Here is a 23,022-nt window from a genome sequence, read left to right on the forward strand (position 1 = left end):
GTCGGAACCCTCGTTCCTGTGACAGACACGCGCTTACGGCGCGGGCTGCGGACAGGATAGCAAAAGCAAAGCGGGAGGGAAGCGCGCCTGATCAAGTCCGACGCGCTTCCGCTGTGGTGTGCCTCAGTATGGCGTGCCTCAGGCCGGCTGCGCGCCGGTCTTGATCAGCGTGCCGACGTGCTGGCCGCGGAGTGCCGCGGTGAGCTTGCCGGGCTTGAGGCCGTTCACGAGCTGGACCTGCTCGATGTGGCGGGCATTGGCCATCACGTCGAACAGCGCTCGGTCGAGCGGCAGCGTGCCGTCGTGCTTGGCGAGATCGGCGTAGCTGGTTTCGCGCATCATCAACGCAGAGTCGCCGGCGGGCGCATTCGGATCGATGTCGTAGACGCCGTCGACGTCCTCCACGAAGGTCAGGCCCGCCGCGCCCAGCGCGTCGGCGAGCAGGAAGGCGCCGACATCGGCGCGATGCGGCGGCAGCCGGGCGCCGGGGAATTCGTGGTTGTGGTAGGGCGGGAAGGCGCTCGCGACCACCGCGCGTGCGGCGCTGAGATGGATGGCGAGCTGGTTCGCCACCGTCGGCTTCTCGACATAAGAGACGCCTTCCGGCGCCAACAGCGTTGCGAGGATATGACCGTTCTGGCCGGCCTCGCTGGCGGCGAGCGGCGCAAGCGTCCCGGCCGGCAGTCCGAGATCGAGCGCCACGCTGTAGAGATGCCGCGCGCGGATGCCGGCGCCGGTCAGAATCAGCAGGCGATGCTCGGGCAGCAGCGCCCGCAATTCGTCGACGATCGGCAGAATCGCCTCGGCGCCGCGGTCCATGATCGAGCGACCGCCGATCTTGACGACCTGCAGCCACGGCAGGATGCGGATCGGCTTCTTGCCCGCGACCGGGCGGGTGAGATTGCTGTCGAGCAGCGTCTGGCGCGCGAGCGGCGAGGCGACGTGCTTGATGTGGTTGGTATCAGCCATGGTCGATCCTCAGTTCGCGGTGATGATGGTGCCGACATGCTCGCCGGCGAGCGCGCGGCTCAGATTGCCGGGCACCAGGCCGTTGACGACCTGGACCTCGCGAACGTGGCGCGCCGCCTTCAGCAGGTCGAGCACCGGGAATTCCAGGATCGAATCCTGCAGGCCCTTGGCCTTCATCTCGTCGACCGAGATCTTCGGAATGAAGGTGGCGTTCTTCGAGGTCTTCGGATTCTCGGTGTAGAGGCCGTTCTCGTCCTTCACATAGATCATCGCCTTGCAGCCGAACTGCTCGGCGACGAGATAGCAGCCGGCGTCGGTGCGATACGGCGGGATCACCCCGTCCGCGGACGGGCGCATCCACAACCCGTAAGGCGGCATGCCGGAGAACACCACCGCGTTGACTTCCTTGAGATACAGCGGGACCGCCGACAGGCCTGCATCGCCGACCGACGAGATGCCGTGCTTGGCGAGCAGCTGCCCGAGCATCTCGGCATTCTGGCTGGCGACCGAAGCGCCGAGTTGCGACAGCACGCCGGCGGGCAGGTTGAGGCCCGCCGCGATCGAATACAGATGCCGCGCGCGGGTGCCGGCCCCGGTGCCGATCAGCAGCTTGTGGTCCTTGCGCGCCGAGACGATTTCCTCGACCAGCGGATAGACCGCGGCGCGGCCGCGATCGATCATGCTTTGGCCGCCGATCTTGATCACGGTGGCGTCGGGCAAGATGCGGTAGTCGGTCGCCGCTTCGGTCGCAGCGATCAGTTCGGGATCGGACATCGAGCGCTGCATCAGCAACGCTTCGAGCTCCGCGGTGGCATTGGCCATGGGTAGTTCCTTTGTGATGCAAATCAGGAGCGTCACGATGGACGCTTGCGCCCCGTGAGCGTTTCGGTGGGTCTTTCTTGATTGGAGGCAAATGCCTCGGCCGCCGGGCAGCGTCGGACACGGAAATTATGCCCGGTTCATGGAAGAACGGTATGACGGTGTCGGGAAAAGAGCTGCCGGTCAATCCGGGAAAACCCGACAAGCGTGAGTAAAATCAAGGCGTTGTATAGATCTGGGTGATCACGGAGCCGGCGACGCTGACGATTGTGCAGCGGCCCGCGTCAAGCAGCTGGGCGGTCGGTATTATCAGACCGCGGCGTTGACGATCTCGAGTTATGTGAATTCAGCCGGCCTCGTGTTCGGCGAATTCGACGCCGATACCGGACTGCTTGGCGGCGCCAAACGGAATGCGCGGCGCCATGGCGCGGTTGGCGCTGCGCCCGTTCGGTCGACGACGTGTCGTCGATGCCAGTCGAGGCCACAGGTTGTTACGCAGCGATCGGGTCTCCTCTTAGAGGCATTCCAGTTCGTCGACGGAGATGCTGTCGAGAGCGAGACCGCGGCCTGCGGCACAATGTACTAAACGCCAGTCCTATCGGCGAAACTTCGTCGCCCGGCAACGCGACACATCGATGTTGTCAGCTTCGTCACGTGCCGGCGATCTCCACAGTTTGAGACGTTCTAGCCTTCCTCACGATGAATCCGGGTTTGCGATGCTGTAGGCGAAGCCGGTTTGTAGCGGGGGCTCAAAATGACAAGAACACTTCACCTCTCCGGCGCCAGCGGCCTGCTCGCAGCGATCTCACTGCATCTCCTGTCCACCGCCGCGGTTGCGCAAACCGGGCTGCCCGCGGTGACGGTGGAGGCACCCCGCGCCGAGCGGCCGCGTGCGACGCGACCTGCCGCCAGCAACCGCACGGGGACGACGCGTCGCGTGGTGGCGCGGCGCGAAAACAGGCCGTCGCGCCGGTGCCGTATGTGACGCCGTCGACCGGCACGCTCGGCGCGCTGCCGGCCAGCTATGCCGGCGGCCAGGTCGCAAGTGGCGGGCAGGTCGGTTTCCTCGGCAATCGCAGCCTGCTCGACACGCCGTTCAGCCAGACCAATTACACTGCTAAGCTGATGCAGGATCAGCAGGCGCGCACCATCCGCGATGTCGTCGCCAACGATCCCTCGGTGCGGGCGGTGACGTCCGCCGGCGGCGGGCAGGACGGCTATTTCATCCGCGGCTTCTACTACGACGTCGGCGATCTGGCGCTCAACGGCATGTACGGCATGGCGCCGTTCTGGAGTGTCGGCGCCAATTTCGTCGAGCGGGTCGAGATCCTCAAAGGCCCGACGGCGCTGCTCACCGGCATTTCGCCGCTCGGCGCGGTCGGCGGCAGCATCAATCTCGTCACCAAGAAAGCGCCCGACTACGACATCACCCAGCTCACCGCGACCTACGCGTCGCGCTCGCAATTCGGCCTGCAGGCCGATGTCGCGCGGCGCTATGGCGAGCACAAGGAGTGGGGCGTCCGCTTCAACGGCAGCTACAGCGACGGCAAGACGCCATTCGACCGGCAGAGCAGCGAGTTCGGCAATGCCGTCCTCGGCCTGGATTATCGCGGCGAGAACGTCCGGGTCTCGGCCGACGTCGGTTATCAGGCCAACAATCTGAATCCGCCGATCCGGTTCTTCAGTTTCCAGCCGAACGTCGTGCCGTTACCACCTGCGCCCGCGGCCAATTCCAACGCGATTCCGGACTGGGCCTATTGGAAGCCGAAGGACACCTTCGCGACGGTCCGAGCCGAAGTCGACGTCACGCCCGGACTCACCGTGTACGGCGCCGCCGGCTATCACCAGGCCAAGATCGACTTCAAATTCCTGTCGCCGACCATCATCAACCAGGCGGGTGACTATGGCTCGCGCCCGTTCGGCGGCGAGCAGACTTTCACGGCCAAGACCGGCGAAGTCGGGCTTCGCGGCGAGGCCGACACCGGGCCGATCAACCACAAATTCGTGGTGAACTACGGGGTATTCGACCGCCCGAACGAGAACTCCTATCTGGCCGCGAACGGTCTCGTCGGCTCGAACATCTACAATTACAAGGCGATCCCAGAACCGCTGTTCTCGATTCCGAGCAGCAGTTCGGTCAGCCTGAGGCAGTGGAGCGTCGGGGCGGCCGATACGATGTCGATCCTGAACGGCGGTGTACAGGCCGTCGTCGGCCTCCGCCGTCAGCACGTCAGCAACAGCTCGACCGATCTGCAAACCGGCATCACCACCGGGCAGGACGGTGCCGCCTGGAGCCCGGCCTACGCGTTGCTGATCCGGCCGTTGTCGAACGTCACGCTGTACGCCAACTACATCGAAGGACTGCAACCCGGCACGACCGTGGGGGTCGGATATCAGAATATCGGGCAGGTGTTTCCGCCGTTCCAGAGCAAGCAGGTCGAAACCGGCGTGAAGGTCGACTTCGGCAAGATCAGCGTCACCGGCAGCCTGTTCGAGATCAAGCAGCCGAGCGCGATCGCGTCGAGTACGAACGGCATGCTGACGCTGTCGGCCAACGGCGAGCAGCGCAACCGCGGCGCCGAGCTCAACGTGTTCGGCGAACTGGCGCCAGGCCTGCGGCTGCTCGGGGGCGCCGCTTTCATCGACGGCGTGCTGGAGAAAACCGCCAACGGCCTCACCGATGGCAATCGCGCGCCCGGCGTGTCACGGGTCAACGTCAATCTCGGTGCCGAGGTCGACGTGCCGGGCATCGATGGCTTCACGCTGACGGGGCGTGTCGTCCACACCGGCTGGACCTACGCCAACGCCGCCAATACGCAGGTGCTGCCGGCCTGGACGCGGTTCGACCTCGGTGCGCGTTACACCTTCCTGTCGCCGTGGAACGGCAAGCCGATCGTGGTCCGTGCCGCCGTCGAGAATGTCGAGAATGTCAGCTACTACGCGTCGTCCTACAGCGGCAGTGCGATCGGCCTCGGCGCACCGCGCACCTATCTGGTGTCGACGACGTTCAACTTCTGACCAAGCAGCGCGAGGGCGTGGCGCGGCCGCGGCGCGCCCTCGCTAAGGTAGAAGCCACCGTGAGTGCGCGATCGGATACAGACATCGCGCTGGTCGCGCCCCTGTGGCTTCACCGGGCTGCGGCCCGGCAGCTTTCCCGATTCATGAAAACGTCATATAAGATTAACGTCGCCGGAGAGCAGCGTTCCCTTTCCGGGAGAGTGCTCAGGCTTTGCCGTCACGGCGTCTCGGCGCCAGGAGAGTTCGACCGATGCGGCTGCGGATACGAAAGGCGGCCCACATTCTCGAACGCAGCGGCTTGGCGCTCGCGGGTGCGGCATGCGGGCTGTTTGTCGGCGCGCATGTCGGGACCAGTATCGGCGCGTTGACCACGGTCGCGTTTCTTTTGGCGATGATGGTGATCGGCGCCTTCGGCTTCTATCTCGGTATCGATATTCCGCCGCTGCCATTTCATGGCGAGAACGGGGATGCGCATGGCCGCGGCAAGATCGACGCGGCCGAATTCCTCAGCGCAGTCGGCACCTTCTGTGCAACGCTGGCGGCGTTCGCGTCGGTGACCATGGTTGTGCTGCACCTCGAACCGCATCTCGCCTGGACCGGCTTGATGCTGGCCGGCTGGCTCGGCGGCGTCGCGATGCAGATCGTCGCCGGTACGATCGGCCGGGTGCGACGGTGAACGCGCGCAAATAGCGCCCTCAACAACAAACCGCCCTCGCGAAGAGGGCGGCTGTCAGAGCCAGGCCGGGGAGTGTCCGTCCGGGAGCAGGAGGGCGGACTGTGGCGGTGGCTATCTCTTCGATTATCGCTTGCCGAGCAGGCCGGTGACAGCGGCCGGCAGCGGGATCTTGGCGACGAGCTGCGGCGCGAACACCACGGCGGCGATCGCCAGCGCGATCAGCACCGGCAGCAATTCCAGCTCGCTGACCTGCACCACCAGCCAGATCGCGACGACCAGCGCCGCGAGCTCGGCGGCGAGATAGAGCAGCACGGTCGTCAGGCCCGGCCGCGGCAGCTTGCCGACCGGCGGCGCCGTGAACGCGATGAAGATGGCGACGACCAGCAATGCGACCACCAGCAGGAACAGGAAGGCTGCGGTCTGAAAGGTGGCTGCCAGCATCGTCATGCTCCTCGACGTCGATGAAAGCGGAAGACTAGGACGATTCCGCGAGGCGCGGAAGCAGCAGCAATGTCAGGATCGAGCCTGACGACGAACGGCCGTCCCGGCGCGATCGCATGGGTGCGGCAATGGACTTTCGCGCGCCGTGCCCTCTATGCTGCCGTTCTGCAGCCGCGGCTCGAACCGTGGCGCGACACAACAGGGATGGGAGACGCGGCGATGAGGGATTTTGCCGGCAGGATTGCGGTGATCACCGGCGGCGGCACCGGAATGGGACGCGAGCTCGCCCGCCAACTCGTCGCCGAAGGCTGCCATGTGGCGCTGTGCGACGTCTCCGCCGAGGCGATGGCGGAGACCAAGGCGCTGTGCGAGACCGACGGGCTGCCACAGGGACTGCGCGTCACCACCCATCTGGCCGATGTGTCGATCGAAGATCAGATGACGCGCTTCCGCGACGAGGTCGCATCGCAGCATCGCACCGAGCACATCCATCTCCTGTTCAACAATGCCGGCATCGGCGGTGGCGGCAGCATGATCACCAACAGCCGCCAGCAATGGGAGCGCACCTTCAGCATCTGCTGGGGCGGCGTCTATCTCGGCACACGCATCTTCCTGCCGATGCTGATGGCAGCGGACGAGGGGCACATCGTCAACACCTCGAGCGTCAACGGCTTCTGGGCCTCGATCGGCCCGACCACACCGCACACCGCCTACAGCGCGGCGAAATTCGCCGTGAAGGGCTTCTCCGAAGCGCTGATCGCCGACCTGCGGATCAATGCGCCGCATGTGAAATGTTCGGTGGTGATGCCGGGCCATATCGGCACCTCGATCGTCGCCAATTCGCGCAAGATCCAGGTCGGAGATGTCGGTGAGGAGCTCACCGCCGACGAGATCGCGGCCGCGCGCGCGCGGATGCGCGCCGGTGGCATCGCTGAAGCGGACCTGTCGGACGATCATATCCGGGCAATGGCGCGGGAACGCGCCCGCAGTTTCCGCGAGGATGCACCGACTAGCGCGGCTGCGGCCGCACGCGTGATTCTGGACGGCGTGCGGGCGGAGCGCTGGCGTATCCTGGTCGGCGACGACGCGCATCTATTGGACCAGCGCGTCCGTACCGCGCCGGAGCGCGCCTACGAACTCGACTTCTATCAGAGCTTCGCCGCCGAGGTCGGCTGGAAGCTCGGATAACCGGGCCGTGGTGGCGCGGATGCCGGTTTGGGGTGTGAGCCATAAGGGATCCATAAAGATCCATTCATCTTCCACCAGGTTCCGGCGTGTTTTCGCCGCGTAGTAGCGCGAGGTGATACTCACGTGCACTGTCTTGAAATATAGCTGGCGCAAAGCACGCCGAATGCTTCGAGGGGGCCTTCCATGAGCGATGCCGTCATCGCGCCGCAGACCGCAACGCCGAGCCATCGGCCGAGCTCGTTCCTGACATTGTCGCTCGGCTCGATCGGCATCGTCTATGGCGATATCGGCACCAGCCCGCTCTATGCGCTGAAGGAGAGCCTGACGGCAGCTTCGGCCGGTGGTGCGCTGACATCCGCGATGGTGCTGGGCGTGATGTCGCTGGTGCTGTGGACACTGATCGTGATCGTCACGCTGAAATACGTGCTGCTGATCATGCGGGCCGACAATCACGGCGAGGGCGGCACGCTGACGCTGATGGCGCTGCTGCAGCACGTGATGCACCGCCGCTTCGCGGCGATCTCGCTGCTCGGCATGGCCGGCGCGGCGCTGTTCTACGGCGATGCCATCATCACCCCGGCGATCTCGGTGCTGTCGGCGGTCGAAGGCCTCAAGCTGGTGACGCCGGCGTTCGATCCCTACATCCTGCCGCTGGCGATGGCGATCCTGATCGGCCTGTTCGTCGTGCAGTTCCTCGGCACGGCTGCGGTCGCGGCCTGGTTCGGCCCGATCATGCTGCTGTGGTTCGGCGTAATGGCGGTCGGCGGCATCGTCAATCTCGCCGGCGATCTGAGCGTGCTGAACGCCATCAATCCGCTCTACGGCATCGACTTCCTGCTGCATCACGGCCACGCCGGATTGATCGCGCTCGGCGCGGTGTTTCTCACCGTCACCGGCGCCGAGGCGCTGTACGCCGACATGGGCCATTTCGGCCGCAAGCCGATCCGCGTCGCGTGGTTCATCGTGGTGTTTCCGGCTTTGGCGCTGTGCTATCTCGGCCAGGGCGCGATGCTGCTGCATCATCCGGAGCGGCTGGAAAATCCGTTCTTCTTCCTGTTTCCCGAATGGGCGCTGCTGCCGATGGTCGGGCTCGCCACCGCGGCGACGATCATCGCCAGCCAGGCGGTGATCTCCGGCGCCTACTCGCTGACTCAGCAGGCGATCCAGCTCGGCCTGTTGCCGCGCATGGAGATCCGTCGCACCTCCGAAACCGAGAAGGGCCAGATCTACCTGCCGCGCGTCAACTGGCTGCTGCTGATCGCGGTGTTGTATCTGGTGTTCGCGTTCAAATCGTCGAGCGCGCTGGCTTCGGCTTACGGCATTGCGGTGACCGGCACGATGGTGATCACCAGCATCATGGCGTATTTCGTGATGCGGAAATGCTGGCATTGGTCAGCCGCGGTCGCCGCGCTGGTGATCACGCCGTTCATCGCCGTCGACCTGATCTTCCTGATGGCCAACATGCTGAAGATCTTCGAGGGCGGCTGGATTCCGCTGCTGATCGGCGGCGGGCTGATGGCGGTCATGATCACCTGGCGGCGCGGCAGCAAGATCGTCGCCCGCAAGACGGTGCGTGACGAGGTCGACCTCAACGACTTTATCGCATCCATTTCCGGCTCGTCGTCGATCAGCCGGGTGCGCGGCGTTGCCGTCTTCCTGACCGGCACGCCGAATTCGACGCCGACCTCGCTGATGCACAACCTCAAGCACAACAAGGTGCTGCACGAAAAGAACGTGATCCTCAGCGTCGTCACCGAGGACGTGCCGCGCGTGCCCGAAGACGAGCGCTCCAGCATCGAGATCGTCAACGACCGGTTCTCGCGGATGACGCTGCGCTTCGGCTACATGGAGAGCCCGAACGTGCCCAAGGGCATCGCTGCCTGCCAGGGGCGCGACTTCAATTTCGACATCATGAACACGTCGTTCTTCCTGTCGCGCCGGGTAATCCGGCCTGCGACGCCGTCGGAGATGCCGCGCTGGCAGAGCCTGCTGTTTGCCAACATGGCGAAATGGGCCGACGATGCCAGCTTGTACTTCCGGATCCCGACCGGACGTGCGGTCGAAGTGGGGATGCAGATCAATGCCTGATGGAATGACGCCGGAGCAACCACAGCCGTTCGACTTCGCCGCGATCGTCGCGGATCTCAACGCGCTGCTGCGGCTCAAGACCACCGTGATCGGCATGAAGATGTTCGCCACCGCCGCCGAGATGGAGGCCATCCCGAAGATCCGCCGGCCGACCGCGATCCACACCACCGACCAGATCGTCAGCATGGCGTCGCGGCTCGGCTGGACAGTCGGCATCACCGCCGCCGATCTGGTCGGCGCGCAGTGCCGCGCGGTGATCGGGCTGGCGCCGCAGGACGAACAGTGGCTGTCGGGCCAGTCCTATGTCGGCGTCTGGCACGGCACGGCGGAGGACGCCGCCGCGCGGCAGCGGGCGCTCGACGTGGTGCCGTTCGGCCGCTATCAGGCAATGGCGGTGTCGCCGCTGGCGAGCGGCCGGCTCGATCCGCCGGACATCTGCCTCGTTTACGCGACGCCGGGCCAGATGATCATCCTGATCAACGGCCTGCAATATGTCGGCTACAAGAAGTTCGACTGGGGCGTGGTCGGCGAGACCGCCTGCGCCGACTCTTGGGGCAGGGCGCTCGCCACCGGCCAGCCGAGCCTGTCGCTGCCCTGCTTCGCCGAACGCCGCTACGGCGGCGTGCCCGACGAGGAGATGCTGATGGCGCTGCAGCCCGCGCATCTGGCGAAAGCGATCGATGGCATGAAGCAGCTCGCCAAGAACGGCCTGCGCTATCCGATCCCGCCTTACGGCATCCAGGCCGACGTGCGGGCGGGGATGGGCGTATCGTATGGGAAGTAGCAGCCTCTCGTTTGTCATTCCGGGGCGCGAGCGCAGCTCGCGAACCCGGAATCCATAACCCCCGCGTTCGCGATCGTGCACAAGGGTAACGACCTCCGCCCGCAAGAGCTGACGCTGCGGCGTATGGATTCCGGGCTCGCGCTACGCGCGCCCCGGAATGACTCGTAGAGAGGGCGCCGAAAAAGAAGAGTCTTCAGTACGCGTTCTCACCCTTGAGCAGGGCCCACGGCGTCTTCAGCAGGATAAACAGGTCGAACAGCACCGACCAGTTCTCGATGTAGTACAGGTCGAATTCGACGCGCTTCTGGATCTTCTCTTCGTTGTCGATCTCGCCGCGCCAGCCGTTGATCTGGGCCCAGCCGGTGATGCCGGGCTTGACACGGTGACGGGCGAAATAGCCGTCGACGGCTTCGTCGAACAGCCGGCTCTGCAGCTTCATCTGCACCGCGTGCGGGCGCGGCCCGACCAGTGACAGATTGCCCTTGAACACCACATTGAACAGTTGCGGCAGCTCGTCGAGACTGGTGCGGCGGATGAACTTGCCGACGCGGGTGACGCGCGGGTCGTTCTTGGTCACGACCTTGGAGGCGGTCGGGTCGGCCTGATGGTGATACATCGAGCGGAACTTGAACACGTCGATCCGCTCGTTGTTGAAGCCGAACCGCTTCTGCCGGAACAGAATTGGGCCGGGGCTGTCGAGCTTCACCGCCAGCGCCACCAGCGCCATCACCGGCGCGGCGGCCAGCAGGATCAGTCCGCCGACGACACGGTCGAACAGTTGCTTCATCACCTGATCCCAGTCGGTGATCGGTGCTTCGAACACGTCGAGCGTCGGCACGTTGCCGACGTAGGAATAGGCGCGAGGCCGGAAGCGCAGCTTGTTGGTGTGCGCCGACAGCCGGATGTCGACCGGCAGCACCCACAGCTTGTTGAGCATCTGCAGGATGCGCGTCTCGGCCGAGATCGGCAGCGCGAACAGCACCAGATCGACGCGGGTGCGGCGCGCGAATTCGAGAATGTCGTCGATCTTGCCGAGCTTCGGGCTGCCGGCGCAGGTGTCGAGCGAACGCGAGTCGTTGCGGTCGTCGAACACGCCGAGAATCCGGATATCGCTGTCGTCGTCCTGCTGCGCGTTGAGCGCCCGGATCAGCTTCTCGCCGTTCTCGTCGGCGCCGACAATGATGGTGCGGCGATCGAGCCGGCCTTGGCGCGCCCAGTGCCGCACCAGATTGCGCAGGATCAGGCGTTCGACGATCAGCAGCGCCAAGCCGAGCAGGAAGAACGACGACAGCCAGACTCGCGAGACTTCGCCGCCGAGCTTGGCGAAGAACGAGGCGCCGATGAACAGCAGGAACACGAATGCCCAGGCCGAGATCAGCCGCGTGATCTGCTTCAGCGTCCGGCGGAACACCTGGACTTCGTAGAGGTCGGCTGCCTGGAAGCTGATCAGAGCGGCCACCGTCATCGCGAGAATGGCGGCGATGTATTCCCAATGCACGCCGTCGCGCCGTGCCACATAGCCGAGATACAGCGCGATCCCGACACTCGCGATCAGCACGAAGTCGGCCAGCCGGACGAGCCCGGCGATCACCACCGGCGAGTAGGCGGGCGGCACCTTCTGGTTGGCGACGGCGAGAGCTGCGGGAGACAGCCGCTTGCGCCGCTCCACCATCGGGCGGTTCGGGTCAGGGCTCGCCGCTGTTGCGGCAGCTTCGATCATGGCGCGTGCGCTGATCGGTTCCACGTCGCGATTCCGTTGTCACATCGCGCGCAGCAACGCCGCGCGCAGACACCCCCGTCACGCACTTAAACGGAAAATGGCAAGAAAACGTTAGCGCAACCATCAACTCACGGTGGTCCGAACGCGGCCCGGTAGCCGTCCAGCACGCCCTCGACCATTGCCTTCTGCGAGAAGTGCAGTAAGATCCGCTCGCGCAAGAGGCGCGCCCGCTCGCGCGCCGCCGGCAGATCGTCGAGCGCGGTCCGGATCGCGGCCGCCATCGCGCCGGGCTTGTTCGGGGCGAACAGCGCGGCGGTGTGCTCCGGTCCGAAGATCTCCGGGATGCCGCCGACATTGGCGGCGACCATCGGCACACCGGCTGCGGCGGCCTCGATCACCACATAGGGCATCGAGTCGCCGCGCGACGGCACCACCAACAAGCGGCCGCGCGCGAAGCCGCTGCGGGCCTTGACGTGCCCACTGAAGCGCACCGCTTCGATCAGGCCGAGATGCTTCACTTGAGCCCGCAGCGCCTGGGTTTCCTCGCCGTCTCCGCCGAGCGTCAGCGTCAACGACCGGCCTTCCGCCCGCAGACGGGCGATCGCGTCGATCAACAGGTCGGCGCCCTTGATCTTGCGGAATTCGCCCACGTAGGCGACGTCGGTCGCGTCGTCGCTCGGCCTGACCGGATCGAATTCGCCGGCGGTGACGCCGTTGAACACGCAGCGCACCAGGCCTTCCGGTTTGCCGATCATCCGCTCGTAGGTGGCGCGCGCGAATTCGCTCTCGAACAGGAACAACTCGGTGCGATTCATCAGCAGCCGTTCCATCCGGCTGTAGACCTGTCCCTTCAGCGTCGACGTCGGATAGTGCAGCGAGCCGCCATGCGGCGTGTAGACCCGGATCGCATGGGCCGGCTTCGGCACCATCCGCATGAAGACGCCGGCCTTGGCGCCGTGGCCGTGAAGCACGTCGGGCTTCAGCGCGGCGATCAGCCGCGCGAAACGGCCCCACATCCACGCATCGCCCGGCGACGGTTCGCGCCGGATGGGCATCCGATACACGCCGAGGTGCATCCGTGGGGCGATCTCTGCGAGCGCGGCCTCGGCCCGCTCGCCGCCGGTGAGACTGTCGGTGATCAGCGCGACGTGATGGCCGCGATCGGCCTGACCGTTGGCGAGATCGAGAATGTGCCGGATGATGCCGCCCACGGGTGCACGTACCGCGTGGACGATCCGCAAGGGCTGGTTCGGCGAGGCCGCCATCTCAACCACGCGAGCCGCCGGCTCCCGGCCGCGCGCCAGCACGGCGGCGATCGCGGTCAGCGCCGTCGGGACGGAGGGAAGCAGGGCGATGGCGCATCGGGAACGGTCCGGAGAGAAAAACTCGATTCAGATTAAGGGCTTTCGTAGTTAACAATTCATGATTGCAGGCGGCGGTACTACCCGTTTTCCGTCGACCGGAACCGGATTTTAACGCCCCGGCAACCTTAATCGAATGTAATCGCAGCATCGCAAGACCGGGCGTCGAGTCAGTCGCGTCAAGTAGGAGTGTGCAATGCGGTTCGCGTTCTGGCGTCGGACGAACGACACGACGGCCCATCGTGACGATGCTTCGGCCGCTTCCTCGGCGGCAGCGCCGCGCTCGCGGGCGGAGCGCATCAAGGCGGCGGTTCGTGAGCCGCTGCTCCGCCGCCCGCAGGCCGAAGAGCCGATCCTCAAGCGCAGCAAACAGCCTCCGGCTCCGATCGTGCCAGCCGCCGACGGCGATATCGATCTGCGCTTGATCGGACAGGCGCTGGCCCGAAAGAAGCACCTGATCATCGCGCCGACGCTGCTGGCGCTGGTGCTGTCGCTCGCGGTCGTGAACCTGATCACGCCGCGTTACAAATCCGAAGCGCGTATCCTGATCGACGGTCGCGAAAACATCTTCCTGCGCCCGAACGGCGAGCGCGACGAACAGCGCACCGCGCTCGATCCCGAAGCCGTCACCAGCCAGGTCCAGCTGCTGCTGTCGCGCGAGCTCGCGCTCGATGTGATCAAGAAGAACAAGCTCGCCGAGCGTCCGGAATTCGATCCGGTGCTGCAGGGAATCAATCCGCTGAAGTCGCTGCTGGCGCTGATCGGCATCGGCCGCGATCCGTTTTCAATGACCCCGGAAGAGCGGGTGCTCGACGCCTATTACGAGCGGCTGACCGCCTATGCGGTCGACAAGTCGCGGGTGATGGTGGTCGAATTTCAATCCCGCGACCCGGAGCTGGCGGCTCGGGTCGCCAACTCGATCGCTGACGGGTACCTCGTGCTGCAGCAGAATGCACGCCAGGCGCAGGCGCGCGCGGCGGGGCAGTGGCTGTCCGGTGAAATCGACTCGCTGCGCAAGAAGGTCGCCGACGCCGAGGCCAAGGCGGAAGACTTTCGGTCCAAGTCCAGCCTGTTCGTCGGCACCAACAACACCACGCTGTCGAACCAGCAGCTCGGTGAGCTGAACACCCAGCTCGGCAATGCGCGCGCGCTGAAATCCGACGCCGAATCGAAGGCCAAACTGATCAAGGAGATGCTGCAGGGCGGTCGCCCGATCGAGGCCTCCGAGGTGCTGAACTCCGATCTGATCCGCCGGCTGTCGGAGCAGCGCGTGATGCTGCGCACGCAGCTCGCCGAACAATCGTCGACGCTGCTCGACAATCATCCGCGGATCAAGGAACTGAAGGCGCAGCTTGCCGATCTCGATCGTCAGTTACGCGACGAGGCGATGAAGCTGTCGCGCTCGTTCGAGAACGATGCCCGGATCGCCAGCGGGCGGGTCGACAGCCTCACCGCCAGCCTCGAGCAGCTGAAGAAGCAGGCGTCGTCCACCAACGGCCAGGACGTGCAGCTCCGCGCGCTCGAGCGCGAAGCCAAGGCGCAGCGCGATCTTTTGGAGACGTACCTCGCCAAATATCGCGAGGCGACCACCCGCGAGACCATCGATCAGGCGCCGGCCGATGGCCGGATCATTTCCCGCGCAATCGTCTCGAATACCCCGGCCTATCCGAAGAAGCTGCCGATCGTGCTGATCGCGACGCTGGCTGCGCTGGTGCTGAGCGCCGGCAGCATCGCCACCGGCGAACTGCTGCGTATGACGCAGCCGCGCGCTGTTGCCACGGCGGCCCCCATCATCGAGCCAGTGCTGGTTCCGGCGTCGCCGGCTGCAGCAGCCGTACCGGCCGCGCCGATGGATCCGGTCGTATTCGCCGCAACAACGCCGCCCGAGAGCGTCGCCGAGCAAGCCCTGTCAGACGATATCGAAGCGCTCGCGCAGCGGCTGCGCGGTGCCGGCGAAGCGGCTCGCAAGGTCACCGTGCTCGGGACGGGGTTCACTGACAACGTCACCGCAACCGCGCTGACACTCGCGCGAAGACTGGCGCAGGACGCCAAGGTGGTGCTGATCGACTTGTCGGAATCCTCCGGGATGCTGAAATCGGTGTCGGCCGATCCGGCCGCACCGGGGCTCGCCGAACTGATGCAGGGCGATGCCTCGTTCGGCCAGGTGATTACCCGCGACCGCGGCAGCGCGCTGCATCTGGTCAGCGCCGGCCGCCCCGGCTTCGATCGCAGCCTGCTGCAATCGCCGCGGCTGATCCTGGCGCTGAACGCGTTGCTACGCGTGTATGATCACGTGCTGCTCGACGCCGGGACGGCGGCGGATTTGCCCGCGGAACTCCTCACGGCGCAGGCTCAGGCGGTGGTGGTGCCGGCGCCCACCATGGCGGCGGACGCCCGCGCGCGAATGGCCGAGCAGCTCAAGGCGGTCGGCTTCTCCGACGTCACCATGGTCGCCGCCGCACCGCGCCCGGCCGACGTCGTCGAGACTGGTGAACACACCGCCGCAGCGTGAGGGCTGAAGCGACGAGTTACTGACTTTGCGTCGCCATGCCCGGGCTCGTGCCGGGCATCTACACCTTGCACACTTGGGTCCGTGAAAATGACGTCGATGCCGGTACAACCCGGCCGTGGCGCGTGGACAAGATGTTCACTTGGGGAGGCGGCGACGGCAGTTAGGTCGCGGACTCGTCGGTGGCCTGAGCGGGGCCCTTGCGTTGCAGAACGGCGCGTAGTCGTTGCGCCATCTGCTTCAGGGCCGGGCTCTGCTTGACGGTGCGCTTGGCGCGCGCCAAGGCGGCCATCGCGGGGGCGGCGAGGCGACCACGCGGCGACAGGGCGACGTAGCTGTCGACGATCGGCTCGAGATCCTTGCAGAACATCTTCTTGTAGTCGTCGGAGCCGATGCCGAGGTCGATCCGGCGATAGCCCCGCTCCGCGTAGTGATCGATGATCGACCGCATCAGGATCAGGCCCGGGCTGTAGCGTGCGGCGTCCGACAGTGTGTAGGTGTTGAACATCATCGAATAGCGTTCGCCGTCGGCGACGCCGGCGAACAGTGCGATCATCTCGTCGTCGCTCTGCAGCGCGTGGATATCGATGGCGCGGCCGCCGTCCGCCAGCTTGGTGAGGCAGGCTTGCCGGATGAAATCCGCAACGCCCGGATCGGCGAAGACGTCGGGCAGCTTCTGCGCCGCCATCCGGATCGGCTTGATGCGGAAGAACGCGGCGAGCAGGCGCTCGATATCGGCATCGGTCGTCGCCTGCGCATAGCGATAGCCGGGCAGCGCCTGCAGCTTCTTCTCTTTGCTCTTGAGGCGACGGCGGAACGAGTTGCTGATCCGGTCGGTCGCGGGTGCGCCGGGCTCGAGCACCAGCACCGGGCAGTCGTTGACGGCGGGCTGATGCGGCAGCAGCGCCATCGGGTTGGCGAGATCGCGCCAGCGCAGCGGCTGCTGACGCAGCGCCAGCACGTCGGCGCCGTGCGGTGCAGCTTGCAAGCCGGCGATCAGCGCCGCGATCTCGCCAGCACCGGCGGTCTTCGCCACGTCACGGTGCCAGAGCGGCATGTTGAAGGTGGGATGCTTGCCGCCAAGAAAGCTCGCGATGCGGAGACCGGCGCGGCGTTCGAGGCCGAGCGGCAGCAACAGCAGCGGGCGATGCTCGGCGTCGCTGGCGATCACGATGAACGGCTCGGTGCCCTCGGCGGCGCCGACATGGCGTTGCCAGGCGTTGAGGAAATCGAAGCGCTGATACGGAGTGGAGACGTGTTCCGGCCGTTCCAGCACGCGCCAGATCGGCTCGGCCGCCGCCATGTCACGGACGATGTCGACGCGTGCGATGCGGCCTGGCTGCACCGAGGAGGCAACTTGGTCCGCAGATCGGCCTTTGCTCAGCACGGCCGTCGTCGCCATCGGCGAACTTCCTTTAGTTAATTCTTTGTAGCTTTGAGATCACGCGGACCTTTACAAACAAACATCAACAAACCGTAATGAGCTGCGATGAAACGGGGCGGGAGGGCGCCGTGAGACCGGGGGACGGAGCTTGTCAGCAGGTGGCTTGGGTGCGGCGGCAGGGCTCGAGCTCGCCTATTTCAGCGGACTCGCACGGCTTGCGCAGGCACGAGGCGGAGGCTGCGGTGTCATCCTGCGGTTCGAACGCGTGCGGCCGACCCGCAAGGCGAAGTTCCAGCCGCTGCGCAACCGCGAAATCACGCCGCAATTTCTCGACCGGCTGCTACGCGCGTTGCGGCGGTGGGATTGCGACATCGTCTCGCCGGCCGACCTGCTCGCGCGCCTGACGCGGCCGCGTCCGGGGCGTTTCGTCTGCCTGACATTCGACGGCGGCTCGCGCGACCTGATCTCGTTCGGGCACCCGGTGCTGGCGCGGCACAAGGCTCCGTTCGCGGTGTATCTGCCGACCGCGTTCCCGGACGGACTTGGGGAAGCCTGGTGGATGGCGCTGGAGCAGGTGATCGCCGATCACGATCGCGTCGGGCTGATGATCGATCACGCCGAGCGTCATTTCGACACCGCCACGGTCGACGACAAATATCGGGTGTTCCGCTTCGTCGGAAACTGGCTGCGTGCGTTGCCGCCGCAGGACCTGGCGGCCGCGGTGCACGATCTGTGCGGGCGCTATGGCGTCGACGTGCGGCGGCTGACGCGCGAGGCGGTGATGAGTTGGGAAGAGCTGGCGCGGCTGGCATCGGATCCGCAGGTGACGATCGGCAGCGCGACGGTCAACTATCCGCGGCTGGCCAATGTCGGCGACGTTCTCGCGCAGCGAGAGATCGCGATGGGCGGCGCCGTGTTGCGGGCCGCGCTCGGCCGCGACGCCGCGCACTTCGCTTATCCGTATGGCGAGCAAGGCAGCTTCACGGCCCGCGACGTACGGATCGTCGAACAGCTGGGCTATGCCAGCGCTGTCAGCGCGATTCCGGGCGTGATCTGCGCCGGCGCGTCGCCGCTGCCGCAGATGCTGCCGCGGATCGCCTGGGACGGCCGGCGCAAATCGCTGCGCGGATTGCGCGTCCTGCTTTCGGGGATGATGCCGGGCGCCGCTACGCAGCTCGGCCGACGCTATTGAGGATCGGGCCGCGACATCCAGGTGACGACCGGCATCGCCGGCAGCACCCAGCCGAGACCGGCGACCACGTAATAGACGGCCTGCAGCCATTTGGACTCGGCGATCACCGGCGCCTGCGCGATCGCCATCGCGGTCAGCGACCACACGATCGCGATCACCAGCAGCACGATGGTTCCGAGCAGTTTTCGAGTGCGGATGTTCATGGCGATGACGGGTCCCGGTCACACGCGCTTGATGCGGCCTCGCGGCGCTTTGCGCGCAAATGTGGCCGGACTATAAGGGGCGCCTTAATCCGTTCAAGGTATGCTTTATGACCGCAGCAGCGGCACCTCGTTCGTCCCGTGTTCGTGCCGTCCGGATCTGGCTGACGCTGGTGGCGACGCTGATCGCCGTGATGGTGCTGGTCGGCGGCGCAACGCGGCTCACCGAATCCGGCCTGTCGATCGTCGAGTGGAAACCGATCACCGGCACGCTGCCGCCGCTCACCGACGCGCAGTGGCACGCTGCGTTCGACGGCTACAAGCAGATCCCGCAGTATCGCGAACTCAACGCCGGCATGACGCTCGGCGAGTTCAAGACCATCTTCTGGTGGGAATGGAGTCACCGGCTGCTCGGCCGCGTGATCGGCATCGCCTATCTGTTGCCGTTCCTGTGGTTTTTGTGGCGCGGCGCGATCGGGCCGGAGTGGAAGCGGGCGCTGTGGGGCATCTTCGCGCTGGGCGCCCTGCAGGGCGCAGTCGGCTGGTGGATGGTCGCGTCCGGTCTTTCGCAGCGGACCGAAGTGTCGCAGGTGCGGCTCGCGATTCATTTGACGCTGGCGCTGATCATCTACGCCTCGATCGTGTGGACGTTGCGCCGACTGTCGGATCGGCCGCCGGTGCTGGCGGCGGCGCGGCTGAAGATCACCGCGATCGCGCTGCTGGCGATGACGCTGATCCAGTTGTTTCTCGGCGCGCTGGTCGCGGGCCTGCGCGCCGGCCGGGTATTCAACACCTGGCCGACCATCGACGGCGGGCTGATCCCGGCGGCGGAGCGGCTGTGGTTCGAGACGCCGTGGTGGAAGAACCTTTACGAAAACCATCTCACAGTGCAATTCGATCACCGCATGATGGCCTATGCGCTGTGGGCGCTGGCAGCCATGCACATGATCGATGCGCTGCAGGCGCGGGCAGGGGCCGCAGCACGCGGCGCAGCCCTGCTGTTCCTGGCACTCACGGCGCAGGCCGCGCTCGGCATCTTCACCGTGCTGTACGCCGTGCCGATCGACCTCGCCTTGGCGCATCAGGCGATGGCGCTGGTGGTGCTGACGCTGGCCGTGCTGCAGGCTGAACGGCTGACGGCGGCGCGTGAGGATCGAACCGCGCTCGATCGCAGCCCCACCGGGCGACTGGCGGTGCCGTCCGAGCCAATCCGATCGGCATAGTCGCTGCCGCGGACTACGGCATCGGGCTTCTGTTCGGACGCGCAGGCTTTCGCGCACCGCCTCGCCGCGACGATGCGAATTCAGCAACGATACGGCTGCGAGCCGTTTTGGTGACGACGCCCAGCAGCAGCAGGCGGGTGGCCAAATGCATCTCCTGCGCGAAGCGCTTCCTGCTCCAGGTCATGGCCAGCCAAGCCTCGGTTGTTGAAGCCATGGCACGCAGCAGCACCTCGGTGAAGGCCTCATCGTCCACAACGCGCTCGATTTCGCCGGCGTCCACTGCGGCGCGCACCATCGCGCACCACAATTGCTGCCCTTCGGCGAGCATCATCCCGCGCAGCTCGGCGGCGTGTTCGCCCTGCATGGCAGCGTAGAGACCGCGATAGAACGCCGGTTCTGCGCAATAGTGTTTCACCACCAGATCGACCGCCGCCTCGAGCTGGGCGAGCGGCGAGCCCGGGGGGCGGGTGACGAGGCGGGCTTCGAACGCAGCGAACTCGTCACGGACGACCAGCCGCAACAGATCGGCTTTTGTGCCGACGAGATTGTAGGGCGTCGCCGGGCTTACTCCCGCACGCTTGGCGAGCTGAATCATCGAAAAGCCGGCGCCGCCGGCTTCGCGGATCAGGGCGTGCGCGGCTGTTACCAAGCCGCGCCGCCGGGATTCCAAAGTGCTCGTCGATAGCGTCATCTCATGCCGTGTCTGCAGGGATGTTCTCGTAATAGGGGATCAACACGTCGTTGCTGCCTTCCTGAACCTGACCGAGCATCGCCACCGTGACGGGATGGACTACGTCGGCATCCGTCATCACCTCAACAAAGGCCGGGCCGCCACTGGCGAAGGCGCGCTCCAGCGCCGGCGCGAGGTCGGCAAAGCGGGTCACACGCTCGGCGTGGCAGCCGAAGGCCCGGGCGATGTTGGCAAAGTGCGTCCCGCCCAGTTTCGAGATCACATGATAGTTGCTGCCGAACATGATTTGCTGCCCGTGGATCGACATTCCCCAGACTTCATTGTTGAGAACCACGGTGACGATCGGCAGACGATGCCGGACCATGGTGTCGAGTTCCTGAAGGTGGAATCCCAATGCGCCGTCGCCGGTCAGGTGGATCACCCGGCGTTCCGGGGCAGCCAGTTGGGCGCCGATCGCGAACCCCGGTCCGATTCCCAGGCAGCCGAGATAGCCGTGACTGAGCAGCGCGCCCGGCCGGTCGACGACCGCGGCGGCTGCGCCCCACGACGCCGCTTCACCGCCATCGAAGACGTAGCTTGCCTCCGGTCCAGCCGCCTCAGCCACGGCGCGGGCCGCGTGATACGGATGGATGCCTCGGGTCGTTTCCCGTTCGGGAAACATCGTCGCGAACAGCCCGGTTGCTGAGACAGCCTTGGCCCGCCAAGCCTCCATCTCCCGGAACTCGCCGTCTTTCAGAACTGCGTCGAGCGCGCGCGTCGCCTCGGTGCAGTCCGCCAGGATGGCGAGATCGACGTCGCGGATCCGGCCGATCTCGGCCGCATCGCCATGGATCTGCACCAGGGTTGCATCATGCGGCACCAGTGCGCCCGAACGTCCGCCGAGCAGCAGGCCGAGCTTGCCGCCCAGCAGGATGACGAGGTCCGGCCGATCGATTCCGAGCATCGGCAACACGGCGAGGTTGCCCGCCGCACCGCCATTGCAGCGGTGGCCCGGCGGCAGGATGCCGGCCGCCAGCGACTTGGTGAAGACTGGCAGAGGCACCCTAGCACACAGCGCTCGCAGCGCCTCCGCCGTTTCACGATTGGCAGCGCCATTGCCGGCGATCAGCACAGGGCGCTTGGCCGCCTGCAACAGTTCAACTAATCGCGCGACCTCAGCGGGGGCAGGCGCGGGGTGCGGATTGACGCCGACACCGGCCGGAGGAGTGGCCCGGGCAGCAGCGACGCTCATGTGCAGCACGTCGATCGGCACCTCGAGCAGTACGGCGCCCCGCGGCAACGTCATCGCCTTGCGGATCGCCATCGCGGTGAGATCGGCGATCCGCTCGGTGCTCGGAATCGAGAACGCCCATTTCACCGCCGGCCGGGCCATCGCGACCTGATCGATCCCGCCCTGGAGCGGGTTGGTTTCGATCTCGCGTAGCGGCGGCGCACCGACGATGAACAGCACCGGTGAGCCATCGAGCTGTGCATTGGTCACCGCCGAGAGCACGTTGGTGAAGCCGGGCCCGGCCGTGACGATGCACACTCCGAGCTTGCCGGTCGCACGCGCATACGCATCGGCAGCGTGGCCCGCCGACGACTCGTGACGGAAATCGATCAGGGCAATCTCTTCTTCGATACACCCTTTGAGCAACGCTTCGAGATGTCCGCCGTGCAGCGCAAACGCCTGGCTTACACCGGCGGCCTTCAGCGTCTTCGCCAGCAATTGTCCGCCGACCAGGCGATCCTGTTCTGCCATCTCATTCCTCCCTGTTGCAGCGTCTGCCGCGCTGTTATTATAGTGCGCTATAATTATAAGCATCGAACGGGGAGGACAAGAGGATGATTGAGCGCACCCGCTTTGGCGGCAAAGTCGCGGTGATCACAGGCGGAGCGTCCGGAATCGGCGCGGCGACCGCACGGCTGCTTCACGCCGAAGGCGCGAGCGTGGTGATCGGCGATCTCGACGCAGCGGCCGGCAACGCACTGGTGACCGAACTCGGGGTCGAACACACGCGGTTCATCATCACCGACGTGTCCGATTTCGCATCGGTGACAGCGCTGATCGACGGTGCGGTAGCGGCGTTCGGCCGGATCGACGTGCTGGTCAACAACGCCGGGATTGGCAGCCTGTCGTCGATCGGCGCATTGCCGGTCGAGGATTGGAAGAAGGTGCTCGCGATCAACCTCGACGGCGTGTTCTTCGGCTGCAAGGCCGTGTTGCCGGAGATGGTGGCGCAGCGAGCAGGTGCGATCGTCAACACCGCCTCAGCCTCCGGCCTCGCTGCTGATTTTGGATTCGCGGCCTACAATGCCGCCAAGGCCGGCGTCATCAATTTCACCCGCACCGCAGCCATCGACCATGCCCGCGATGGGGTGCGGATCAATGCGGTCTGCCCCGGTCCGGTCGACACGCCGATCCTGGCCGCAATTCAGGGCATCCCCGGTCTGCGGGCCGATTGGGAAGATCGGGTGCCGATCGGCCGGTTCGCGACCCCTGCGGAGATCGCGCAAGTCATCGCCTTCCTGGCCTCCGATGCAGCGTCGTATGTCACCGGCATTGCCATGCCGGTCGATGGCGGACTGACCGCGCATACCGGACAACCCAATCTGCCCCGGGTGATGAGCGTCTTGGCGAGTGCAGAGCCGTCATCCTGAGACGCGGGCAGAGCGCGCCTCAAAGGATGCGGCCGAGATGCCGATCGGCTGCTAAAGCGCTTCATCGATTGATTGAAGCGCTAACGTCCTTTCCACATTGCACTGAGCCCTCATCCTGA

Annotated in this window: 18 protein-coding genes; 9 read left to right on the top strand and 9 right to left on the bottom strand. The window is 65.8% G+C overall.

Annotated features, from left to right (window positions below; genetic code table 11):
- Window positions 1-138 precede the first annotated feature (138 nt).
- Window positions 139-969: an amino acid kinase family protein gene (locus tag IP86_RS11350; protein WP_054162636.1), complete on the bottom strand. Its 831-nt coding sequence runs from the start codon at window positions 967-969 to the stop codon at window positions 139-141.
- Window positions 970-978: 9 nt separating this feature from the next.
- The gene (locus IP86_RS11355) at window positions 979-1,791 is read right to left on the bottom strand and encodes an amino acid kinase family protein (RefSeq protein WP_054162637.1); all 813 of its coding nucleotides are present in this window, start codon (window positions 1,789-1,791) and stop codon (window positions 979-981) included.
- 978 nt (window positions 1,792-2,769) lie between these two features.
- On the opposite strand from IP86_RS11355, the gene IP86_RS11360 reads away from it, so the two are divergent.
- Together IP86_RS11360 and IP86_RS11365 are read left to right on the top strand one after the other, a co-directional pair.
- Complete coding sequence (locus IP86_RS11360; RefSeq protein WP_245290597.1) at window positions 2,770-4,806, top strand: TonB-dependent receptor; 2,037 nt, start codon at window positions 2,770-2,772, stop codon at window positions 4,804-4,806.
- Window positions 4,807-5,056: 250 nt separating this feature from the next.
- Window positions 5,057-5,482, top strand: coding sequence for a hypothetical protein (locus IP86_RS11365; RefSeq protein WP_054162638.1), 426 nt, complete (start codon window positions 5,057-5,059; stop codon window positions 5,480-5,482).
- A gap of 123 nt (window positions 5,483-5,605) precedes the next feature.
- Here IP86_RS11365 and IP86_RS11370 read toward each other — a convergent pair whose 3' ends face one another.
- Complete coding sequence (locus IP86_RS11370; protein WP_054162661.1) at window positions 5,606-5,923, bottom strand: hypothetical protein; 318 nt, start codon at window positions 5,921-5,923, stop codon at window positions 5,606-5,608.
- A gap of 219 nt (window positions 5,924-6,142) precedes the next feature.
- On the opposite strand from IP86_RS11370, the gene IP86_RS11375 reads away from it, so the two are divergent.
- The 3 genes from IP86_RS11375 to IP86_RS11385 all read left to right on the top strand — a co-directional run bounded on the left by IP86_RS11375 (window position 6,143) and on the right by IP86_RS11385 (window position 9,983).
- Entirely contained in the window at window positions 6,143-7,111 is a 969-nt protein-coding gene (locus IP86_RS11375; RefSeq protein ID WP_054162662.1) for an SDR family oxidoreductase, read from the top strand.
- 183 nt (window positions 7,112-7,294) lie between these two features.
- Complete coding sequence (locus IP86_RS11380; protein WP_054162639.1) at window positions 7,295-9,199, top strand: potassium transporter Kup; 1,905 nt, start codon at window positions 7,295-7,297, stop codon at window positions 9,197-9,199.
- A gap of 4 nt (window positions 9,200-9,203) precedes the next feature.
- Window positions 9,204-9,983, top strand: coding sequence for a DUF169 domain-containing protein (locus tag IP86_RS11385; protein WP_054162640.1), 780 nt, complete (start codon window positions 9,204-9,206; stop codon window positions 9,981-9,983).
- A 193-nt stretch (window positions 9,984-10,176) separates the two neighbouring features.
- Here the strand turns inward: IP86_RS11385 and IP86_RS11390 are convergent, their stop codons facing one another.
- A complete protein-coding gene (locus tag IP86_RS11390) occupies window positions 10,177-11,727 on the bottom strand; it encodes an undecaprenyl-phosphate glucose phosphotransferase (RefSeq protein WP_054162641.1) in 1,551 nt (516 codons plus the stop codon).
- Window positions 11,728-11,831: 104 nt separating this feature from the next.
- The gene (locus IP86_RS11395; RefSeq protein ID WP_054162663.1) at window positions 11,832-12,968 is read right to left on the bottom strand and encodes a glycosyltransferase family 4 protein; all 1,137 of its coding nucleotides are present in this window, start codon (window positions 12,966-12,968) and stop codon (window positions 11,832-11,834) included.
- A 292-nt stretch (window positions 12,969-13,260) separates the two neighbouring features.
- Here IP86_RS11395 and IP86_RS11400 point away from each other — a divergent pair, with 292 nt between their 5' ends.
- Window positions 13,261-15,576, top strand: a complete 2,316-nt coding sequence (locus IP86_RS11400; RefSeq protein ID WP_054162642.1) for a GumC family protein — start codon at window positions 13,261-13,263, stop codon at window positions 15,574-15,576.
- Window positions 15,577-15,736: 160 nt separating this feature from the next.
- Here the strand turns inward: IP86_RS11400 and IP86_RS11405 are convergent, their stop codons facing one another.
- Window positions 15,737-16,975, bottom strand: a complete 1,239-nt coding sequence (locus IP86_RS11405) for a GNAT family N-acetyltransferase (RefSeq protein WP_054162643.1) — start codon at window positions 16,973-16,975, stop codon at window positions 15,737-15,739.
- A 130-nt stretch (window positions 16,976-17,105) separates the two neighbouring features.
- Here IP86_RS11405 and IP86_RS11410 point away from each other — a divergent pair, with 130 nt between their 5' ends.
- Complete coding sequence (locus tag IP86_RS11410; protein ID WP_054162644.1) at window positions 17,106-18,149, top strand: polysaccharide deacetylase family protein; 1,044 nt, start codon at window positions 17,106-17,108, stop codon at window positions 18,147-18,149.
- Here IP86_RS11410 and IP86_RS11415 read toward each other — a convergent pair.
- Window positions 18,143-18,352 carry a DUF2842 domain-containing protein gene (locus IP86_RS11415; protein WP_054162645.1) on the bottom strand — a complete coding sequence of 70 codons (210 nt, stop codon included), beginning with the start codon at window positions 18,350-18,352 and terminating at the stop codon, window positions 18,143-18,145. The two genes, IP86_RS11410 and IP86_RS11415, sit on opposite strands and share 7 nt — an antisense overlap.
- 107 nt (window positions 18,353-18,459) lie before the next feature.
- On the opposite strand from IP86_RS11415, the gene IP86_RS11420 reads away from it, so the two are divergent.
- Entirely contained in the window at window positions 18,460-19,572 is a 1,113-nt protein-coding gene (locus tag IP86_RS11420) for a COX15/CtaA family protein (RefSeq protein WP_054162646.1), read from the top strand.
- A gap of 13 nt (window positions 19,573-19,585) precedes the next feature.
- On the opposite strand, the gene IP86_RS11425 is transcribed toward IP86_RS11420, so the two are convergent.
- A complete protein-coding gene (locus tag IP86_RS11425) occupies window positions 19,586-20,263 on the bottom strand; it encodes a TetR/AcrR family transcriptional regulator (protein WP_054162647.1) in 678 nt (225 codons plus the stop codon).
- A 1-nt stretch (window position 20,264) separates the two neighbouring features.
- Window positions 20,265-22,004 carry a thiamine pyrophosphate-binding protein gene (locus tag IP86_RS11430; protein WP_054162648.1) on the bottom strand — a complete coding sequence of 580 codons (1,740 nt, stop codon included), beginning with the start codon at window positions 22,002-22,004 and terminating at the stop codon, window positions 20,265-20,267.
- Window positions 22,005-22,087: 83 nt separating this feature from the next.
- Here IP86_RS11430 and budC point away from each other — a divergent pair, with 83 nt between their 5' ends.
- The gene (budC, locus tag IP86_RS11435) at window positions 22,088-22,903 is read left to right on the top strand and encodes a meso-2,3-butanediol dehydrogenase (protein ID WP_054162649.1); all 816 of its coding nucleotides are present in this window, start codon (window positions 22,088-22,090) and stop codon (window positions 22,901-22,903) included.
- Window positions 22,904-23,022: the final 119 nt, after the last annotated feature.

This window comes from Rhodopseudomonas sp. AAP120 (genome assembly GCF_001295845.1).
Taxonomy (GTDB): domain Bacteria; phylum Pseudomonadota; class Alphaproteobacteria; order Rhizobiales; family Xanthobacteraceae; genus Rhodopseudomonas.

Coding starts and splice junctions, on each gene's coding strand:
- budC (WP_054162649.1), top strand. CDS start 22,088: ATGATTGAGCGCACCCGCTTTGGCGGCAAAGTCGCGGTGATCACAGGC.
- IP86_RS11350 (WP_054162636.1), bottom strand. CDS start 969: ATGGCTGATACCAACCACATCAAGCACGTCGCCTCGCCGCTCGCGCGC.
- IP86_RS11370 (WP_054162661.1), bottom strand. CDS start 5,923: ATGCTGGCAGCCACCTTTCAGACCGCAGCCTTCCTGTTCCTGCTGGTG.
- IP86_RS11415 (WP_054162645.1), bottom strand. CDS start 18,352: ATGAACATCCGCACTCGAAAACTGCTCGGAACCATCGTGCTGCTGGTG.
- IP86_RS11355 (WP_054162637.1), bottom strand. CDS start 1,791: ATGGCCAATGCCACCGCGGAGCTCGAAGCGTTGCTGATGCAGCGCTCG.
- IP86_RS11395 (WP_054162663.1), bottom strand. CDS start 12,968: ATGGCGGCCTCGCCGAACCAGCCCTTGCGGATCGTCCACGCGGTACGT.
- IP86_RS11430 (WP_054162648.1), bottom strand. CDS start 22,004: ATGGCAGAACAGGATCGCCTGGTCGGCGGACAATTGCTGGCGAAGACG.
- IP86_RS11400 (WP_054162642.1), top strand. CDS start 13,261: ATGCGGTTCGCGTTCTGGCGTCGGACGAACGACACGACGGCCCATCGT.
- IP86_RS11380 (WP_054162639.1), top strand. CDS start 7,295: ATGAGCGATGCCGTCATCGCGCCGCAGACCGCAACGCCGAGCCATCGG.
- IP86_RS11375 (WP_054162662.1), top strand. CDS start 6,143: ATGAGGGATTTTGCCGGCAGGATTGCGGTGATCACCGGCGGCGGCACC.
- IP86_RS11385 (WP_054162640.1), top strand. CDS start 9,204: ATGACGCCGGAGCAACCACAGCCGTTCGACTTCGCCGCGATCGTCGCG.
- IP86_RS11365 (WP_054162638.1), top strand. CDS start 5,057: ATGCGGCTGCGGATACGAAAGGCGGCCCACATTCTCGAACGCAGCGGC.
- IP86_RS11405 (WP_054162643.1), bottom strand. CDS start 16,975: ATGGCGACGACGGCCGTGCTGAGCAAAGGCCGATCTGCGGACCAAGTT.
- IP86_RS11420 (WP_054162646.1), top strand. CDS start 18,460: ATGACCGCAGCAGCGGCACCTCGTTCGTCCCGTGTTCGTGCCGTCCGG.
- IP86_RS11425 (WP_054162647.1), bottom strand. CDS start 20,263: ATGACGCTATCGACGAGCACTTTGGAATCCCGGCGGCGCGGCTTGGTA.